Here is a 17960-nt window from a genome sequence, read left to right on the forward strand (position 1 = left end):
GCATGATTCGCTTCCGGTTGGCAAAGGCGGCTGACGTTCCGGCGCTGCGAGCGCTTGTCGAAAGCGCCTATCGTGGCGAGAGCTCGAAGCGGGGCTGGACCAGTGAAGCCGATCTGCTCAATGACGAGCGGACGAGCAACGACGAACTGGCCGGAACGATTGCCTCGGAAGGCTCGCGCGTGTTGCTGGCGGAGATCGGCGGCAAGATCGCTGGCACGGTGACGATCACAGACTTGGGCGAAGGCCGCGCCTATCTCGGCATGCTCTGCGTCGACCCGGACCTGCAGGCCCAAGGGCTTGGCCGCGCGCTGATCGCCGATGCCGAGGACATGGCGGCGGAGGTGTTCGGCGCGGCGGTCATGGAGATGACCGTGATCGATGCGCGGCCCGAACTGATCGCGTATTACGAACGCCGTGGTTATCTCCGCACGGGCGAGTCGCGGCCCTTTCCCAATGGGGGAGAGGACCGTTTCCGCATGGCGGTACTGGAACGAAGCCTGCGCTGAACGGTTCATCGCTGCGTAACGTCGGTTTGCCCACATCGTGCGGCAACGACACTTACGGGAGCTTCCCTGATGAAACGTGCCTTACTTCTCGCCGCTGCCTGTGCAGCGCTTTCCCCATTTGCTGCAAGCGCGCAGACCCTCTCTTCCGGCCCTGTGGTCGGCGCAGGCAACACATTGTTGAGCATCTCGGCCGAGGGCAAGTCGGTCCGCACGCCGGACCTTGCCGTGTTCAGCGCAGGCGTCACGACGCAGGGCAAGACCGCAGGCGAAGCGCTGAGCGAGAATGCCCAGCGGATGACCGCGGTGATCGCCGCGCTGAGGAAGGCAGGCATTGCCGAGCGCGACATTCAGACGAGCAACCTTTCGGTCAATCCGGTCTATGGCCAGCCCAAGCGTCTGCCCGATGGCTCGTTCGAGCAAACCGATCCGGTGATCATAGGCTATCAGGCGACGAACCAGGTTTCGGTCCGCCAGCGCAAGCTCGACCAGTACGGCAAGGTCATCGACACGCTCGTTTCGGCGGGCGCAAATCAGGTGAACGGCCCGGCATTCCAGATCGACAGCCCCGATGGGGCAATGGATGAGGCGCGCTTGGCGGCGATGAGCAAGGCTCGGGCCCGGGCTGACCTTTATGCGAAGGCTGCAGGCCTGCGCGTGGTGCGCGTGCTTTCGATCAGCGAGAACGGTGGCTGGGCACCGCCGCCCGCACCGCCTCCGATGTTTGCGCGCGCGGACATGGCTTCTGCACCGAAAGCATCGCCGGTTGCGGCAGGCGAACTGGAAATGACCGTAACGGTCAACGTCAGCTACGAACTGGCACAGTAAGGCCGAATTGACAGGTGCGGCGCGTGTCTCCTAACGCGCCGCACATGCCTGCACCCGATATCAAGATCTGCGGAGTGACCACCCGCGATGCGCTTGCCGCGACGATCGAAGCGCGGGCGAGCCATGTCGGGTTCAATTTCTTCCCGCCTTCACCGCGCTTCCTCCAACTGACCGATGCACCAGCACTGGCCACGCAGGCCGAAGGACGGCTGAAAAGGGTAGGCGTGTTCGTCGATGCCGACGATGCCGCCCTTGGCGATGCGGTTGCCGCCGCGCGGCTCGATGTGATCCAGTTGCACGGCAAGGAAGACCCGGCACGGGCGGCGATGATCCGCGCCCGGTTCGGCAAGCCGGTCTGGAAGGTCATTTCGGTGGCAGGTCCCGGCGACGTCGCCAACGCGGACGCCTACGCAGGCGTTGCGGACTTCATCCTGTTCGACGCCAAGACGCCCAAGGGTGCGGCGCTTCCCGGCGGTCTTGGCCTTGCCTTCGATTGGGAACTGCTGCGCGCCTACAAAGGACCGCTGCCGTGGGGTCTGGCTGGCGGGTTGTCTTTGGCAAACGTGGCTGACGCAGTGCGCGGAACCGGCACGACACTCGTGGACGTTTCCTCAGGCGTCGAGAGCGCACCGGGTGTGAAGGATGCCGACCGCATCCGCTCCTTCTGTTTCAACGCGCGCAACGCCTGAACGAAAACGGGCGACCTCTTTCGAGGCCGCCCGCTTCATTTCGCTTGTCGCGAAGTTCGATCAGAACTTCACGCCGAGGCCAGCGACCACTGCGTCAAAGTCGGGGAAACCGTCGTTCACGAACGAGTGACGGTATTCAACCTTGCCGTAAAGCTTGCCGAACGAGTGCTGGTAGCCAGCGCCTGCAGTCCAGGTGCCATCGCACAGGTCGCAGTTTTCGGTGTTGTAGCCGCCAACTGCGTAGAGCTTGCCAGCTTCGGCGATCTTGGCACCGACGCGGCCGTTGAAGCCGAAGGTCACCTTGGTGCCGCTGGTGAGGATCTTGTCGGCGGTGATTTCCGCACCGACGAATGCCTTGTCACCGAGGTCGTAGTCGTAACCGGCAGCAACACCGGCGATCGCTTCGGTCTGACCGCTGCCCCAGACGGCGCCGCCGCGTGCTTCGACGCGAGCTTCGTTGGCGAGAGCCGGGGTAGCAGCAACAAGCGAGGCTGCGAGAGAGATAAGAACCAGACGCATAGATTTTACTCCTGACTTTTTGGCCCCTTCTGTGAAGGTGGCGAGGCGTCAGGTAGGTCCGCACCAGTTCACTGACAATGACGAAAATCACATAAAATTCAAATGGGAGAACAGTTGTGACATAGCTGCAACATTCGTCAGACTAACAAACCCTGTTACTTTTAGATTTACTTGCCCATTATAATAACGCCAAAAGGCGACCCCTTTCGGAGCCGCCTTCACGACGTTGCCAGAGCGATCTAGTCTGACCGAGATTGCCCGCACATGAACGGAACGTGCAGGTTGCCGCAACGCAGCATGGGATGTCTGCGCCGCCTCTGCCCCAAAGGTGCAGGCATTGCAAATCTGGACTTTCCGCAAAGCCTCTGCCAAGCGCGGGGCCATGAACGCGCAGACTCCCAACAGCTTCCGCAACCAGCCCGACGAACGCGGCCACTTCGGCCAGTTCGGCGGTCGCTATGTCGCCGAAACGCTGATGCCGCTGATCCTCGATCTTGAGCAGGAATATCGCAAGGCCAAGGCCGATCCGGCGTTCCAGGCAGAGTTCGACGACCTGCTGGAACACTATGTCGGCCGCCCCAGCCCGCTCTATTTCGCGCCCAGGCTGACGGAAGAGCTGGGTGGCGCCCAAGTCTGGTTCAAGCGCGACGAGCTGAACCACACCGGCGCGCACAAGATCAACAACTGCATCGGCCAGATCCTGCTCGCCATGCGCATGGGCAAGACGCGGATCATCGCCGAGACCGGCGCTGGCCAGCACGGCGTGGCCACCGCCACCGTCTGCGCGCGCTTCGGCCTGCCTTGCGTGATCTTCATGGGCGCAACCGACGTTGCCCGCCAGGCTCCCAATGTGTTCCGCATGAAGCTGCTGGGCGCGGAAGTCGTGCCGGTGACGGCGGGCGCGGGCACGCTCAAGGACGCGATGAACGAGGCGCTGCGCGACTGGGTGGCGAACGTGCACAACACGTTCTACATCATCGGCACCGCAGCAGGTCCGCACCCCTATCCCGAACTGGTCCGCGATTTCCAGAGCGTGATCGGCAAGGAAGCGCGCGCCCAGATGCTCGCCCGCACCGGACGCCTGCCCGACGTGCTGGTTGCGGCCATTGGCGGCGGATCGAACGCCATCGGTCTGTTCCACCCGTTCCTCGACGATGCCAGCGTGAAAATGCTCGGCGTGGAAGCGGCGGGCCACGGGCTGGACAAGGAACATGCGGCCAGCCTTGCAGGCGGACGCCCCGGCATCCTCCACGGCAACAAGACCTACCTGCTGCAGGACGAGGACGGCCAGATAACCGAAGGCCACTCGATCAGCGCTGGCCTCGATTATCCCGGCATCGGGCCTGAGCATTCATGGCTCAAGGAAGTGGGCCGCGTCGATTATACCTCGGTGACCGACAAGGAAGCATTGGACGCGTTTCAGTTGCTCTGCCGCACTGAAGGCATCATCCCCGCGCTGGAACCTGCCCATGCGATTGCAGCGGTTCAGAAGCTCGCGCCGACCATGGGCAAGGACCAGATCATCCTTGCCAACTTGTGCGGACGCGGAGACAAGGACATCTTCTCGGTCGCGGAGCATCTGGGGGTTTCGTTGTGAAAACGGATCGAAGGCTCGTTGCTGCGGCGCTATGCTGGATTGCCTCTCACATATTGTCTGGTGAGCAAATTCGATTTTTGTCGCTGACCCAATATGAGATAGCAAATTTAGGCGACCCCTGCACACGCATCAACGCAATCCGGCCTCATCTTGAATGTTTTAGTGAACCAACTGCAGCGCATCCCTACGCAATAATTCTTTTTGTCTCTTGGCTCTCCTTGTCGTTGATTGGTCTGACGCTGATTGGCTGGGCAATACTGAAACCACTGACAGGACTGCAGGAATGACCCGCCTCTCAAACGCCTTCGCCAAGGGCCGTCCCGCCCTCGTCACTTTCGTCACGGGCGGCGACCCTACGCCTGACGCCACCGCCTCCATCCTCGACGCGCTTGTCGAAGGCGGCGCGGACGTGATCGAGCTGGGCATGCCGTTCACCGATCCGATGGCCGATGGCCCCGCAATCCAGTTGGCGAACCTGCGCAGCCTTGGCGCTGGCACCAAGACGGCAGACATCCTGCGCATCGCCACCGAGTTCCGCGCGCGTCATCCGGAAGTGCCGCTGGTGCTGATGGGCTATGCCAATCCGATGACCATCCGTGGGGCCGACTGGTTCGCCGCAGAATGCGTCAAGGCGGGCGTCGATGGCGTGATCTGCGTCGACATTCCGCCTGAGGAAGATGCCGAGCTTGGCCCCGCCCTGCGCGATGCCGGCGTCTCGCTGATCCGCCTTGCCACGCCGACGACCGATGCCGCGCGGCTGCCCGCCGTGCTCGAAGGCTCGTCGGGCTTCCTGTATTACGTTTCGGTCGCCGGGATCACCGGCATGCAGCAGGCTGCGCAGGCTTCGATTGACGAAGCCGTGGCGCGGATCAAAGCTTCGGCGACGATCCCGGTGGCTGTCGGCTTTGGCGTGCGCACGCCGGAACAGGCCGGGGCCATTGCCAAGGTTGCCGATGGCGTCGTCGTCGGTTCGGCCTTTATCGATCTCGTCGCACAACACGGCGCGGCTGCCGCTGGCCCGGTGAAGGAACTCACCGCCGCGCTTGCCGCCGCCGTCCACTCCGCCCGCAAGGGCGCATTGTAAGGATATTCCGGGCATGAGCTGGCTCAACAAGGTCCGCAACGCGCTCCCCTTCACGCCGAAGCGGGACACGCCGGACAATCTGTGGATCAAGTGCCCTTCGTGCAGCGAGATGCTGTTCACCAAGGACTATGAGGACAACCTCTCGGTCTGCCCGCATTGCGAGCACCACGGCCGCATCGGTGCCGACGCGCGGTTCGACCAGTTGCTCGACGCTGGCTACGAGCTGCTGCCCGCGCCCAGGGTCAAGGAAGACCCGCTCAAGTTCCGTGACAGCAAGAAGTATGTCGACCGCCTGAAGGCTGCCCGCGCCGCGAACCCGCATGCCGATGCTCTGACCAACGCTTTCGGCCGGATCGAGGGGCAGAAGGCCGTCGTCGGCGTGCAGGAATTTGCGTTCATGGGCGGATCGATGGGCATGGCCGTGGGCAACGCCTTCGTCGCTGGATGCGAGCGTGCGGTGCGCGAGAAGTGCCCCTACGTGGCCGTTACCGCTGCGGGGGGTGCGCGCATGCAGGAAGGCATTCTCAGCCTGATGCAGATGCCGCGTTCGACCGTTGCGATTTCGCGCCTCCGCGCTGCAGGCCTGCCGTATATCGTGGTGCTGACAGATCCGACAACCGGCGGCGTTACGGCTAGCTACGCCATGCTCGGCGATGTACAGATTGCCGAACCCGGTGCGCTCATTGGCTTTGCCGGACAGCGCGTCATTCAGGACACGATCCGCGAGAAGCTGCCCGAAGGCTTCCAGCGCGCCGAATACCTCCACGCCCACGGCATGGTCGACATGGTGACCCACCGCCGCGACCTGAAGGTGACGCTGGCGCAGGTGATCGACTACCTGATGGCGGGCAAGGCGGCTGCCTGATCGGAGCCTTCGCGTGAAGGACTTCGCGATCTCGGAAAACGCGGCGGTTCAGGCGCAGCTTGACCGGTTGGGGGCGCTCTCACTGCCATCAGGCCGTCTCGGCCTCGATACCGTGCGCGAACTGTGCACGCGGTTGGGCAATCCGCAGGAGCGCCTGCCACCCGTGTTCCACGTGGCCGGGACCAACGGCAAGGGCTCTACCTGCAGTTACCTTCGCTACATCCTTGAGGCCGAGGGACTGACCGTCCATTCGGCCACCAAGCCGCATCTCGTGCGCTACAATGAGCGCATCCGCATCGCGGGCAAGCTGATCGAAGACGAATTGCTTGGCGCGCTGCTCAAGGAAGTGCTGGATGCAGGCGAAGGGCTTGAGCCCAGCTTCTTCGAGGTGACGACGGTCGCCACCTTCCTCGCCTATGCACGGCATCCCGCCGATGCCTGCGTGATCGAGACGGGATTGGGCGGCAGGCTCGATGCGACCAACGTGATGCCGAGGGCTGCGGTCTGCGGGATTGCGACGCTGGGGCTGGATCACGAGGCGTTCCTGCTGGCGCCCGAAGAGGGCGTGCCGAGCGATCCCCTCGCCCGGATCGCGTTCGAGAAGGCGAGCATTGCCAAGCCCGGCGTGCCGCTGGTGACGATGGCCTATCCGCAGATCGCCGCTGATTCGGTGGCCGAAACCGCAGCGCGGATCGGTGCGCCATTGATCATGCGCGGGCGCGACTGGGATGCGCAGATTGCCGGTTCGATCCTCTATCGCGACCAGCACGGCGAATTGCCGCTGCCCCTCCCCGCCCTGCCCGGCACGCACCAGGCAGAGAATGCGGCGCTGGCCGTGGCGATGATCCGCCACCAGCGCGCGGTGCAGGTGACGCTCGGCGCGGTCGGCAAGGGCATCGTCGATGCCCGCTGGCCCGCGCGGCTGCAAAGGCTTGGGGCGGGACCGCTGACCACGCTCGCAGGCGGGCGCACGGTATGGCTCGATGGCGGGCACAATCCCGACGCCGGCCTTGCTATCGCCAGACATCTGGAGAGCCAGCCGCCGGTCCACCTGATCATGGGCATGTTGGCCAACAAGGATCCGTCGGCGATCCTCAAGCCCCTGGCAGACCGGGCGCTGTCAGTCTCGGTCGTCCCTGCTCCGGGACACGATGCACATACACCCGAAGACTTCGCCCCCTTCACCAGCCTGCCGGTAGGCAGTTTTGCGACGGTGCCAGAAGCGATTGCAGCCCTCCCGCCCGAGGGCGACGTGCTGATCGCCGGCTCGCTCTACCTTGCAGGCGAAGTGCTGCGGTTGAACAAAGAAATTCCGGACTGATCAGGCGAAAGGGTCGGCGTGCGGCTTTTCCTCGCCCGCCGTGCCCATCGCCGCATCAACAAGACCACTGCGGCTCATCCACCAGAACAACACGATGCCGGGCAGCGCCAGCACGGTGGTAGTCACATAGAAGTTCACGTAGCCCATGCTCTCGATCAGCGCGCCCGCGGTGGTGCCCGTGGCGAAGCGGCCGACGATGCTCGCCGCCGCCGAAATCAGCGCATACTGGGCGGCCGTGTAGCGCAGGTCGCACAGCGCCGAGAAATAGGCGACGACCACGACGCCGCCATAGCCCGAGGCGATGTTCTCGAACCCGATGGCACCGGCCATGCCGATGTTGGAGTGCCCTGCAGCCGCCAGAGCGGCGAACGACAGGTTCGAAACCGCCATCAGCACCAGCGCTACCAGAACGGAGCGCTTCAGCCCCATCCTGGCATAGGCCACGCCGCCGATGAACACGCCGATCAGGTAGGCCCAGAAGCCGACGCCGACGTCCCAGATGGCGATCTCGTCATTGCTGAAGCCAAGATCGTCGAACAGCAGGCGGAAGGTCAGGTTGGCGAGCGTATCGCCGACCTTGTGAACGAGGATGAACAGCAGGACGAGCCATGCGCCGTTGCGGCGGAAGAATTCGAGGAACGGGCCGATGATGGAGGAAAGCACCTCCCCCACCCCCTTGCGTGCCAGGGGATCCCGGTGGCGTTCGGGTTCGCCGAGGAACAGCGCGGTCAGCATGGCCGGAAGCGCGAACAGGGCGCAGGCAAGATAGGCCGCACTCCAGCCCGCGCGGGCCGAGACGACCAGCGCCAGCGCGCCAGCGCCCGCAGAACCGATGCGCCAGCCGTACTGGCTCATGCCCGAACCCGTGCCGAGCTGGTAGGGCTTCAATGTTTCAATGCGATAGGCATCGATCACGATATCGAAAGTCGCACCGGCCACGCCGACCAGCACTGCAGCCAGCACCGTCGCGCCAAGGTCTGCGGATGGGTCGACCAGCGCAAGATTGGCAACGGCCGCCATCACCAGAGAGCCCGCCAGCAGCATCCACGAAACCCGCTGCCCCATGCGCCCGAGCAGCGGCAGGTGCAGGCCATCGACGATCCAGGCCCAGAACACCTTGAGATTGTAGACCAGGAACGCGAGCGTGAAGGCGGTGACCGTCTTCTTGTCGATCCCGTCCTGCGCCAGCCGCGTGGTCAGCGTGGCGCCGATCATCGCATAGGGAAAGCCCGAGGACACGCCGAGGAAGAACGCGGCCAGCGATTCCTTCTCGAGATAGGGACGCACCGAATCCCACAGGTTGCGTTCACTGGTCCCGGTGCTCATCGACGCCAAAGCTCCCTCAATTGTTGCTGGCAGACTAGCGCTCTATTCGCGTGGCGCTAGGGGTGACGGATTGCGCTATCTCGCGTAAGGGCGGGCCATGACTTTTCCCCCAAGAAACGGCGGCGATCGGCCGAAGCGGTTCAGCCCTCGGCCCGGCGCCACCGAAAAGAAGCCGTTTTCCATGCGCAGCGGCGCGCCGCGCACCTCGCAGCCGGTCGTCCCCGCCAAGCGCGCGCTCAACGAAGATGGCACAGAGCGCGAGGGTGATCGCATCGCCAAGCTGCTCGCCCGCGCCGGAATCGCCAGCCGCCGCGAGGTCGAGCGGATGATCGAGGAAGGCCGCGTGAAGATCGGCGACGAGGTCGTCACCACGCCAGCTACGCTGCTGACCAACCTCAAGGGCGTGAGCGTCGACGGCAAGATGGTCGGCCCCATCGCCGCGCCACGCCTCTATCGCTTCCACAAGCCAGCAGGCCTGATCACCGCCGAGCGTGACCCTACCGGACGCCCGACGATCTACACCGCCCTGCGCAATTCCATGCCCAAGGACAGCCCACGCGTCATGCCCGTCGGTCGCCTCGACGTGAACACCGAGGGGCTGCTGCTGATGACCAACGATGGCGAGCTGAAGCGTGCGCTGGAACTGCCCTCCACCGGCATCCCACGCACCTATCGCGCCCGCACTTTCGGTGAAATCTCGCAGGCCCGGCTTGAAGAACTGATCGAGGGCATCGAGATCGACGGTGTGCGCTATGGCCCGATCAACGCCAATCTGGAACGCAGCGCAAATCGCAACAAGTGGATCGAGATGACCCTCACCGAGGGCAAGAACCGCGAAATCCGCCGCGTGCTCGAACACCTCGGCCTCGAAGTCTCTCGCCTGTTGCGCACCAGCTACGGCCCGTTCGAACTTGCCGATCTGCAGCGTGGATCGGTCGAGGAAATCCCACAGGTCCAGGTTGAACGCTTCCGAAAGATGCTGAAAGCCAAATGAGAATAATCGCCGGAGAATGGCGCGGTCGCCCCTTGCGCGCGCCCGAGGGTGACACGACCCGCCCCACCGCAGACCGCACGCGCGAGACGCTGTTCTCGATGCTCGCCAGCCGCCTTGGCAGCTTTGAAGGGCTGGCCGTGGCCGACCTGTTCGCAGGGTCGGGCGCTCTTGGCCTCGAGGCTCTGTCGCGGGGCGCGGCAAGTGCGGTCTTCGTTGAAAGCGATGCCGCCGCCGTCCGCACGATTCGCGCCAACATCGCAGCTCTACGCTGCGCCCCGCAGTGCGACGTGCGCGCATCGTCGGTGCTGACGCTCGGCGCGGTCAAGCAGCCGCTGGATCTGGTGCTGCTCGATCCGCCTTATGGCACCGGCGCAGGTGCCGTGGCGATCGAACGCCTGACCCGCCTTGGCTGGATCGGCGAGGCGACATGGATATGCCTCGAAACCGCCGCGAAGGAAGTGCCCGACGTGCGCGTGTGCGATGTGGATGCAGAGCGCAAGGTCGGCAAGGCGCTGATCACGCTGATGCGGTTGAAGGCCTAGCCTCTCAAACCTTCAGTCTCGCAGCTTGGGGGCGAACTGCACGCCGGCCAGCGTCATCGTCCCCGCAAGCGTCAGGAACAGGCCGACATAGGCCGTCCCGCCCGCCGTTGCTGCCCAGGCCGCAGCAAACGGAGCGAGCGCGCCGCCGATGATGCCGCCGACGTTGAAGGCCAGCGAAATGCCGGTGTAGCGCACCGATACCGGAAACAGCGTCGGCAGCCACGCGCCGAGCGGGCCATAGGCGAGCCCCATCACGAACAGCGATCCGGCAAGCGTGGAGAACACCACCGGCAGCGAACCGGAGCCGAGGCCTGTGCCGAAGACCAGCCCGATCACCGCCGTCAGTGCCGCGCCCGTCCCCAGCACGCGCTGGACCGAGGACTTGTCTGCCCAATAGCCCGCGACAAGAATGCCGAGGGCGAAGAAAGCATTGGCGCCAAGCTGGATGCCGAGGAACTCCTGCTTGGCATAGCCGAGCTTGGTCGTGGCAAAGGACAGCGCAAAGGTTGTGGCGAGGTAGAACACGGCAAAGCAGGCGACTACGCCCGCAATCCCCGCCAACACCGCAGGAGTGTGGTCCCGCAGCAGGCGGGTGACGGGCACTTGCGGCGGCGGGGCTTTTTCCATCGCCTCACGGAACGAAGGCGTTTCACCGATCTTGAGCCGCACCCACAGGCCGACGCCGACCAGCACGGCGCTCGCCAGAAACGGCACGCGCCAGCCCCAGCTGGCGAAGGCCTCGTCCGACAGGCCAAGGCCAAGCAGCAGGAACAGGCCATTGGCGAAGAAGAAGCCGAGCGGCGCTCCCAATTGCGGGGCCGAGCCGAAGCGCGCCTCCCAGCCCCTTGGCGCGTTCTCCACCGCCAACAAGGCCGCCCCGCCCCATTCGCCGCCAAGTCCGAAGCCCTGACCGAAGCGCAGCAGGCACAGCAGTGCAGGCGCGATCCAACCCGCCATCGCGTAAGTCGGCAGGAAAGCGATCAGCAGCGTCGATCCACCCATAAGTATCAGCGAAGCCACGAGCGTGGACTTGCGGCCGATGCGATCGCCGAAATGGCCGAAGGCGACCGCGCCGACCGGCCTTGCAAAGAACGCGAGGCCGAAAGTCATGAACGACAGAAGCGTCTGCGCCGCTGCCGATTCGGTCGGGAAGAACAGCGGTCCAATGACCAGCGCCGCAGCCGTGGCGTAGATGTAGAAGTCGTAGAACTCCACCGCCGTGCCGACGAGGCTGGCGGCAAGCACGCGGCCATGCTGGCGAATCGGACTCATCGGCGCGCTCTCCCCCTGTTGTCGCACCGCTGCTCTTTGGGCCGCGCTCCTTCCGGGTCAACTGCCGCGCACACGAAAAAGGGCGCCGGTTGCCCGGCGCCCCTCTCACGTGACGACTGCCAGTTGCGCTCAGACGCCGCCGCGATTGCGGCAGCTGTCTGTCACGGTCTTGCTGCAGACCGGGTACTTCTTGTTCATCGCTGCAGCGGGCGGCGGGGTCATGTTGCCCGTAGTCGTGCTGTCCATGCCAGCGCTCATGCCGCGCGACGGCGGCGTTGCGGGTTCTGCCGGTGTTGCGGGCGTAGCGCCCATTCCCGCGCCGGGATTGGGCTGCGCAGGCGTGGCTCCAGCGGAGGGCACCGCACGCCCGGTCACCTGCGCCACGATCGCGGGCCAGACCTGCGTGCGCTGTTCGGGCGTCATCGCGTAGATCTGCGCCTTCTGCTCGTCGGTCAGCGCCCACCAGCCCTTCTGCTGGTCGGGATCGAGGGTCCAGAAGTACTCCTGATAGGTCGAGGGCCAGGCATTATACTTGGTCTTCTGCTCGGCCGCCCAAGCATCGATCTGGATCTGCTGGTCAGGCGTTGGCGAGAACGTGCCGGTGGCCGCCGTGGTGGGCGCAGTCGTGTCCTGCGTTCCGGTGGGCGAGGTCGAATCCGGCATGGTCGTGGTCGAATCCGGCATGGTCGTGGTCGAAGTCGTGGACTGGGCGACGACCATGGCCGGGGCGGTCGCCATGGCGAGCGCAAGAGCGCTCGCGGCAAAAAGGTTTCGCATCTGAATTCTCCTGATCTAGTCTTGAACCTGAATTACCAAGCCAAGCGTCAGTACAGGCGCGCGGGTTCCCAAAAGTGAGACGGAACGGGCATCGGATCAGATCGCAGGATAAGTTCTACGTTAACCACCGACGAATTACGGATGCATCGAATTTCGAATTGGGGGTAACGTGACTGACTTGTTTCGCAACGTGCTTATGGGCTTGGGCTGTCTTGGTCTGCTCTGGCTGGGGTCTTGCGCGATGATCGGGGCGGGCACTGCGGTTGCGGTTTCGAAATCATCGGAAAAAGTCGGAAAATGGTACGAGAAGGAAGAGCTCAAGGCGCATAACGAGCGGGACAACAAGGCCGCCGCCTACCACGAGCATTCCGACTACAACGCGGATTATTACGAGAACTACGAGGATTGATCGCGCTGCATCGCCCTTGTGGGGCGGTGCGATGTTCTCTAACCGTTCCCGGGTGTCCCAGATTGCGAATCAAGATCAGAGCTGGCTCGATGGCCTGAACCCGCCCCAGCGTGAGGCGGTGATGACCACCGAAGGGCCGGTGCTGATGCTGGCAGGGGCCGGCACCGGAAAGACCGCCGCCCTCACCGCACGCCTCGCCAATCTGCTGCGCCAGCGGCTTGCCTGGCCGAGCGAAATCCTGTGCGTGACCTTTACCAACAAGGCCGCGCGCGAGATGCGCGAGCGGGTGGGCCAGCTGATCGGCCCGGCGGTGGAAGGCATGCCCTGGCTCGGCACGTTCCACGCCATCGCCGCCAAGATGCTGCGCCGCCACGCCGAATTGGTCGGCCTGCACAGCAATTTCACGATCATCGACACCGACGACCAGTTGCGCCTGCTCAAGCAGTTGATCGTCGCCGAGGGCATTGACGACAAGCGCTGGCCGGCCAAGCAGCTCGCCGGGCTGATCGACAAGTGGAAGAACCGCGGCCTCAATCCCGGCGATCTCGATGCGCTGGAGAACGAGGCCTATGCCAACGGCAAGGGCCAGCGCTTCTACGCGCTTTACCAGAACCGGTTGCGCGAACTGAACGCCTGCGATTTCGGCGATCTGCTGATGCACATGCTCAACATCTTCCGGCGCGAGCGGGACGTGCTGGAAAGCTGGCAGCAGCGCTTCAAGTACGTGATGGTGGACGAATATCAGGACACCAACGCCGTCCAGTACCTGTGGCTGCGCCTGCTCGCGCAGAACCGCAAGAACATCTGCGTGGTGGGGGACGATGACCAGTCGATCTATTCCTGGCGCGGCGCGGAAGTCGCCAATATCCTGCGGTTCGAGAAGGATTTTCCGGGCGCCAAGGTGATCAAGCTGGAGCAGAACTACCGCTCCACCCCGCACATCCTCGGCGCGGCATCGGGCCTGATCGCGGAAAACTCCGAACGCCTCGGCAAGACGCTGTGGACCGAGGTCGATGGCGGCGACAAGGTCCGCGTGATCGGCGTGTGGGATGCCCCCGAAGAAGCGCGGCGGATCGGCGAGGACATCGAGCGGCTTGAGCGGGAGGGCGCGCCGCTCGATCGCGTCGCCATCCTAGTGCGCGCGCAGTTCCAGACGCGCACCATCGAAGATCGCTTCATCCAGATCGGCCTTGGCTATCGCATCGTCGGCGGTTTCCGCTTCTACGAACGCGCCGAAATCCGCGACGCGCTGGCCTATCTGCGCCAGATTGCCAGCCCGCAGGACGACCTCGCTTTCGAGCGGATCTACAACACGCCCAAGCGCGGCCTTGGCGACAAGACGCTGGAAAAGCTCCACCGCCATGCCCGCGCGCGCGGTATCCCCCTCTCGCTGGCGGCGGTGGAGATTCTCGATACCGACGAGCTGCCGGCCCGCGCGCGCAACACCCTCGCCGCACTGATGCGGGATTTCGCGCGCTGGCGCGATGCCGCCAAGCAACTGGTGCCCGCCGAACTCGCTCGCACTATTCTTGACGAAAGCGGCTACACCGCCGCGCTTCAGGCCGAGAAGACCGCCGAAGCCGCCGGTCGCCTCGAAAACCTCACCGAACTCGCCCGCGCGATGGAGGAATACGAGACGCTGGGTGATTTCCTCGAACACGTCAGCCTCGTGATGGACAACGAGAACACCGCCGACGAGGACAAGGTCACGATCATGACCATCCACGCCGCCAAGGGGCTGGAGTTCGACAACGTTTTTCTGCCGGGTTGGGAAGAAGGCGTGTTCCCCTCGCAGCGCTCGCTCGACGAGGGTGGCCTCGCCTCATTGGAAGAAGAACGCCGCCTCGCCTATGTCGCGATCACCCGCGCTCGGCGGCGCTGTACGATCATCCACGCCGCCAATCGCCAGATCTACGGCCAGTGGACCAGCTCGATCCCCTCGCGCTTCATCGGCGAACTGCCCACCGACCATATCGAGGAAGAAACCACGCTATCAGGCGGCGCATCGATGTGGCGCGCCAACTGGAGCGAGCGTGACGATCCCTTTGCCCACGTCGCGCAGGCCAATGCCAACCGCGCAGCCTCGCGCGGCCCGGGCTGGCAACGCGCCGCCGCCCAACCCTTCACCCCGGCCCCGCGCCGCATCGCCGAACCCACCCGCAGCGCCGCCAGCTTCGCCGCCAAACCGCGCGGCGACATCACCGTCGGCGCGCGCGTCTTCCACGAAAAGTTCGGCTACGGCACCGTGGCCGAACAGGAAGGCAACAAGCTGGAGATCGACTTCGAAAGCGCCGGGCGGAAGCGTGTGATTGATAGTTTTGTGAAGGTGGCTTGAAACCTGCCTAAGGCAAATTCAGCACCTTAGCGCCGCCGGCATCGAACCAGACCGCGCCGTTGGCGACCATCGCCATGCCATTGCGGACGAACATCTCATGCGGAATGGCTTTGCGAAGCGCCCTCAATGCCGTCGGCGTGAACAGTGTCTTCCAGCGCTTTGCCAACTCTCTGCGATTATGGATCGTTATGCGTTGCTTGCCATTGACTATCAGTGGCCACGAAACGGCTCTTGCCGCTTGATCCACATCACTCAGCAACACGCATCGAAGGAAGGTCCGCACGCGGCCCTCGAATTGTGCATCGCTCTCACTGGTGATCGCCGCATACCAACGGTCCGGTGCGGGACCCGGATATCCGCTGGAAAACCCGAAGACGACTGGTAGGGTTTTACCCTCCCGTGTCCATGTGCCAGCAAGTCCGGTCGACTTATAGAAGTTCAGCGGGCGCGGTGCACTCGCATCGGCATTGGTTAGATGCAGCTCAAAGTGTCCGCCGTGGGGCTCATCAAACAGAAAGGTGTCGCCTTGCACAGCGACCTTTAGCGGAATGTCCAGACCCGTTTTCGCGTAGTAGTAGTGCGCAGCTACGATCGACACGTGATCCCGCACTGTGATGTTAAGTCCGGCGACGTAAGGTCCGACAGTTCCTTCTGCCACCTTGGTATCGAGGCCTTTGGGCGGCACCTGGGCAAGCGCGGGTGCCGAGAGGACAGCTAGCAGCAGACCGAGGACCAACCGCATGGCTCAGAGCGCAGAAACCGCCAGAAATTCCGGAATCGGTCCGTTCCATTCGCCGGGCTTTGAGGGCGGCTCGGACTGGTCGCGGTAGCGCTGCGGTTCGCTGCGTGGAGCGCGTTCGGCGCGAGGTTCGGGCCGAGGTTCTGGCACGGCTTCGGCGCGCGGCGCGCGTTCAGCGCGGGGCTTGCGCTCCTCGCGGGCCGGGCGTTCGCGGCGGCTTTCGCGCTTGGGTTCTTCCTCGCGGCGCTCTTCTGCGCGCTCGGGCTTGGCTTCGCGCGGCTTGCGTTCGGGCTTTTCGGCAACCTCGATCTTGAACTCGGGGATCTTGGTGCCTTGCAGCTTCTCGACGTTCTCGATCGATTCGAGATCCTCGTCGGAAACCAGCGTGAACGCGCGGCCCGTCGCCCCGCCACGGCCGGTGCGGCCGATGCGGTGGACGTAGTCGTCCGGGTGCCAGGGCGTGTCGAAGTTGAAGACGTGGCTCACGCCCTTCACATCGAGGCCGCGCGCGGCAACGTCGGATGCGCACAGGATCGTGATGTCGCCGTCCTTGAACTTCTGCAGTTCGGCGTTGCGCGAGTTCTGGTCCATGTCGCCATGGATTTCGCCCGCGGCAAAGCCGTGGCTCTGCAGTGACTTGGCGAGTTCACGCACGGTCGTCTTGCGGTTGGCAAAGACGATGGCCGTGCTGACATTGTCGGTCCGCAGCAGGTGGCGCAGCACTTCGCGCTTCTGGCGCGTGGTGCAGCGGACCTTGTGCTGGACGATGCTGGTGTTCGTGCTGGCGGGACGCGCCACTTCGATCATCTTGGGATTCGACAGGAACTTGTCGGCCAGCTTCTTGATCGGCGGCGGCATCGTGGCCGAGAACAGCAGCGTCTGGCGCTGGGCCGGAAGCTTGGTGCAGATGTTCTCGATATCGGGGATGAAGCCCATGTCGAGCATGCGGTCAGCCTCGTCGATCACCAGCAGATCGCAGCCCGTGAGCAGGATCTTGCCACGCTCGAACAGGTCCATCAAGCGGCCGGGCGTGGCGATCAACACGTCGACGCCGTCCTGCAGCGCCTTGACCTGATCGCCCATCTGCACGCCACCGATCAGCAGCGCCATCTTGAGATCGTGGTTCTTGCCGTACTTCTCGAAATTTTCGGCCACCTGCGCGGCGAGTTCGCGCGTGGGTTCGAGAATCAGCGAGCGCGGCATCAGCGCGCGGCGGCGGCCATGGGCAAGAATGTCGATCATCGGCAGCACGAACCCGGCAGTCTTGCCGGTGCCCGTCTGGGCGATGCCGATGATGTCCTTCATCATGAGGACGGCGGGAATTGCCTGCGCCTGAATCGGAGTGGGCTCATCATAGCCGGCGTCGAGCACCGACTGGAGCAATTCATCCGAGAGGCCGAGATCGGCAAACTTCATGCAGGCAATTTTCCGAGAATTAGAGACGGCGAAAACAGTGTCGCGCCCGCTGGACAGCTTGCATCGCAAGACGCCGCCAGCACTGAATGCGCGCTAAGACGATATAGCCCGAAAAGTCAAGAAATCCGCATGCGTGAGCAGGCTTCAGTCATCATCCGGAACGAGCTCGCGCATCCTGGTGATCGCGCAGTTCGCTCCAGCGCGCGAATGGATCGTGTCACGGCCTGCGCAGAGCTGGCCATCCTCGTTCCGCTCGACGTAGAAGCCCGAGTAGAAGTCCCGCGCATGGCAGGCTTTGTCGAGGCTCGCGCCGATCAGTTTGCGGCTGCGCGTGATCAGCAAAAGGCGATCCTGCGATTCGATCTGGACGCCCGCAATGCTGGTGATCGGCAGGCACTTGTCGGTCTTGCGCTCGTAGAACCGGGGCGGCTGCGGTGCGGACGGCAACGGGGCGTACATCTGCGCAGGCATCCGGGGCGCAATGCGAATGATCATGCGCTGTTCGACACGCACCTGATCCCAGCCCTGATCGGCAAGACCATGCACGACGAACGAGGTAAAAGGGCTCTGGGTGAAATCCTCGTCAAAAAGTGGGGAGCCTGTCGGAACTGTCGCAGCGGCCCATAATTCGTCCATCCCCGACGTCGCCACAGGACTCGCCGTCGGCAACGACAGCACCATGCCGATTGAGGCCAAGAGATTGAAGATACTGGGCATTATTGCAAAAGAACTCTCTTCGACCCC

The 17960-nt window shown here is 64.0% G+C and carries 18 protein-coding genes; 11 read left to right on the forward strand and 7 right to left on the reverse strand.

What is annotated here, in order from left to right; translation table 11 throughout:
* Positions 1-2 precede the first annotated feature (2 nt).
* The 3 genes from IQ25_RS02630 (at position 3) to IQ25_RS02640 (ending at position 2020) form a co-directional block, all read left to right on the forward strand.
* Positions 3-506 (forward strand): GNAT family N-acetyltransferase, encoded by a 504-nt coding sequence (locus IQ25_RS02630; protein ID WP_144901931.1) that lies wholly within the window; start codon positions 3-5, stop codon positions 504-506.
* Positions 507-575: 69 nt separating this feature from the next.
* Positions 576-1331 (forward strand): SIMPL domain-containing protein, encoded by a 756-nt coding sequence (locus IQ25_RS02635; protein WP_144901933.1) that lies wholly within the window; start codon positions 576-578, stop codon positions 1329-1331.
* Between the two features lie 44 nt (positions 1332-1375).
* Positions 1376-2020, forward strand: coding sequence for a phosphoribosylanthranilate isomerase (locus IQ25_RS02640; protein WP_144901935.1), 645 nt, complete (start codon positions 1376-1378; stop codon positions 2018-2020).
* Positions 2021-2080: 60 nt separating this feature from the next.
* Here the strand turns inward: IQ25_RS02640 and IQ25_RS02645 are convergent, their stop codons facing one another.
* On the reverse strand, positions 2081-2539 hold the full coding sequence (locus IQ25_RS02645; protein WP_144901937.1) for an outer membrane protein: 459 nt from the start codon (positions 2537-2539) through the stop codon (positions 2081-2083).
* Between the two features lie 382 nt (positions 2540-2921).
* On the opposite strand from IQ25_RS02645, the gene trpB reads away from it, so the two are divergent.
* The 4 genes from trpB (at position 2922) to IQ25_RS02665 (ending at position 7406) form a co-directional block, all read left to right on the forward strand.
* A complete protein-coding gene (gene trpB, locus IQ25_RS02650; protein WP_144901939.1) occupies positions 2922-4136 on the forward strand; it encodes a tryptophan synthase subunit beta in 1215 nt (404 codons plus the stop codon).
* A gap of 283 nt (positions 4137-4419) precedes the next feature.
* Positions 4420-5220 carry a tryptophan synthase subunit alpha gene (gene trpA, locus IQ25_RS02655; protein ID WP_144901941.1) on the forward strand — a complete coding sequence of 267 codons (801 nt, stop codon included), beginning with the start codon at positions 4420-4422 and terminating at the stop codon, positions 5218-5220.
* 13 nt (positions 5221-5233) lie between these two features.
* Positions 5234-6085: an acetyl-CoA carboxylase, carboxyltransferase subunit beta gene (accD, locus tag IQ25_RS02660; protein WP_144901943.1), complete on the forward strand. Its 852-nt coding sequence runs from the start codon at positions 5234-5236 to the stop codon at positions 6083-6085.
* A 13-nt stretch (positions 6086-6098) separates the two neighbouring features.
* Positions 6099-7406 carry a bifunctional folylpolyglutamate synthase/dihydrofolate synthase gene (locus IQ25_RS02665; protein ID WP_144901945.1) on the forward strand — a complete coding sequence of 436 codons (1308 nt, stop codon included), beginning with the start codon at positions 6099-6101 and terminating at the stop codon, positions 7404-7406.
* Here IQ25_RS02665 and IQ25_RS02670 read toward each other — a convergent pair whose 3' ends face one another.
* Entirely contained in the window at positions 7407-8732 is a 1326-nt protein-coding gene (locus tag IQ25_RS02670) for an AmpG family muropeptide MFS transporter (RefSeq protein ID WP_407070578.1), read from the reverse strand.
* A 181-nt stretch (positions 8733-8913) separates the two neighbouring features.
* Between IQ25_RS02670 and IQ25_RS02675 the strand changes: the two genes are divergently transcribed.
* Together IQ25_RS02675 and rsmD are read left to right on the forward strand one after the other, a co-directional pair.
* A complete protein-coding gene (locus tag IQ25_RS02675) occupies positions 8914-9726 on the forward strand; it encodes a pseudouridine synthase (RefSeq protein ID WP_258536933.1) in 813 nt (270 codons plus the stop codon).
* Positions 9723-10268 carry a 16S rRNA (guanine(966)-N(2))-methyltransferase RsmD gene (gene rsmD, locus IQ25_RS02680; protein ID WP_144901952.1) on the forward strand — a complete coding sequence of 182 codons (546 nt, stop codon included), beginning with the start codon at positions 9723-9725 and terminating at the stop codon, positions 10266-10268. Before IQ25_RS02675 ends, rsmD begins: the two co-directional genes overlap by 4 nt.
* Before the next feature lie 12 nt (positions 10269-10280).
* On the opposite strand, the gene IQ25_RS02685 is transcribed toward rsmD, so the two are convergent.
* Entirely contained in the window at positions 10281-11540 is a 1260-nt protein-coding gene (locus IQ25_RS02685; protein ID WP_144901954.1) for an MFS transporter, read from the reverse strand.
* A 129-nt stretch (positions 11541-11669) separates the two neighbouring features.
* Complete coding sequence (locus IQ25_RS02690; RefSeq protein WP_144901956.1) at positions 11670-12317, reverse strand: hypothetical protein; 648 nt, start codon at positions 12315-12317, stop codon at positions 11670-11672.
* A 169-nt stretch (positions 12318-12486) separates the two neighbouring features.
* On the opposite strand from IQ25_RS02690, the gene IQ25_RS02695 reads away from it, so the two are divergent.
* A complete protein-coding gene (locus IQ25_RS02695) occupies positions 12487-12726 on the forward strand; it encodes a hypothetical protein (RefSeq protein ID WP_144901958.1) in 240 nt (79 codons plus the stop codon).
* Between the two features lie 31 nt (positions 12727-12757).
* A complete protein-coding gene (locus IQ25_RS02700) occupies positions 12758-15061 on the forward strand; it encodes an ATP-dependent helicase (protein WP_181447158.1) in 2304 nt (767 codons plus the stop codon).
* 7 nt (positions 15062-15068) lie between these two features.
* On the opposite strand, the gene IQ25_RS02705 is transcribed toward IQ25_RS02700, so the two are convergent.
* The 3 genes from IQ25_RS02705 to IQ25_RS02715 all read right to left on the reverse strand — a co-directional run bounded on the left by IQ25_RS02705 (position 15069) and on the right by IQ25_RS02715 (position 17852).
* Entirely contained in the window at positions 15069-15797 is a 729-nt protein-coding gene (locus tag IQ25_RS02705; RefSeq protein WP_144901962.1) for a hypothetical protein, read from the reverse strand.
* 9 nt (positions 15798-15806) lie between these two features.
* Entirely contained in the window at positions 15807-17216 is a 1410-nt protein-coding gene (locus IQ25_RS02710; protein WP_144901964.1) for a DEAD/DEAH box helicase, read from the reverse strand.
* A gap of 144 nt (positions 17217-17360) precedes the next feature.
* On the reverse strand, positions 17361-17852 hold the full coding sequence (locus IQ25_RS02715) for a hypothetical protein (protein ID WP_144901966.1): 492 nt from the start codon (positions 17850-17852) through the stop codon (positions 17361-17363).
* Positions 17853-17960: the final 108 nt, after the last annotated feature.

This window comes from Novosphingobium taihuense (assembly GCF_007830315.1).
Classification (GTDB): domain Bacteria; phylum Pseudomonadota; class Alphaproteobacteria; order Sphingomonadales; family Sphingomonadaceae; genus Novosphingobium; species Novosphingobium taihuense.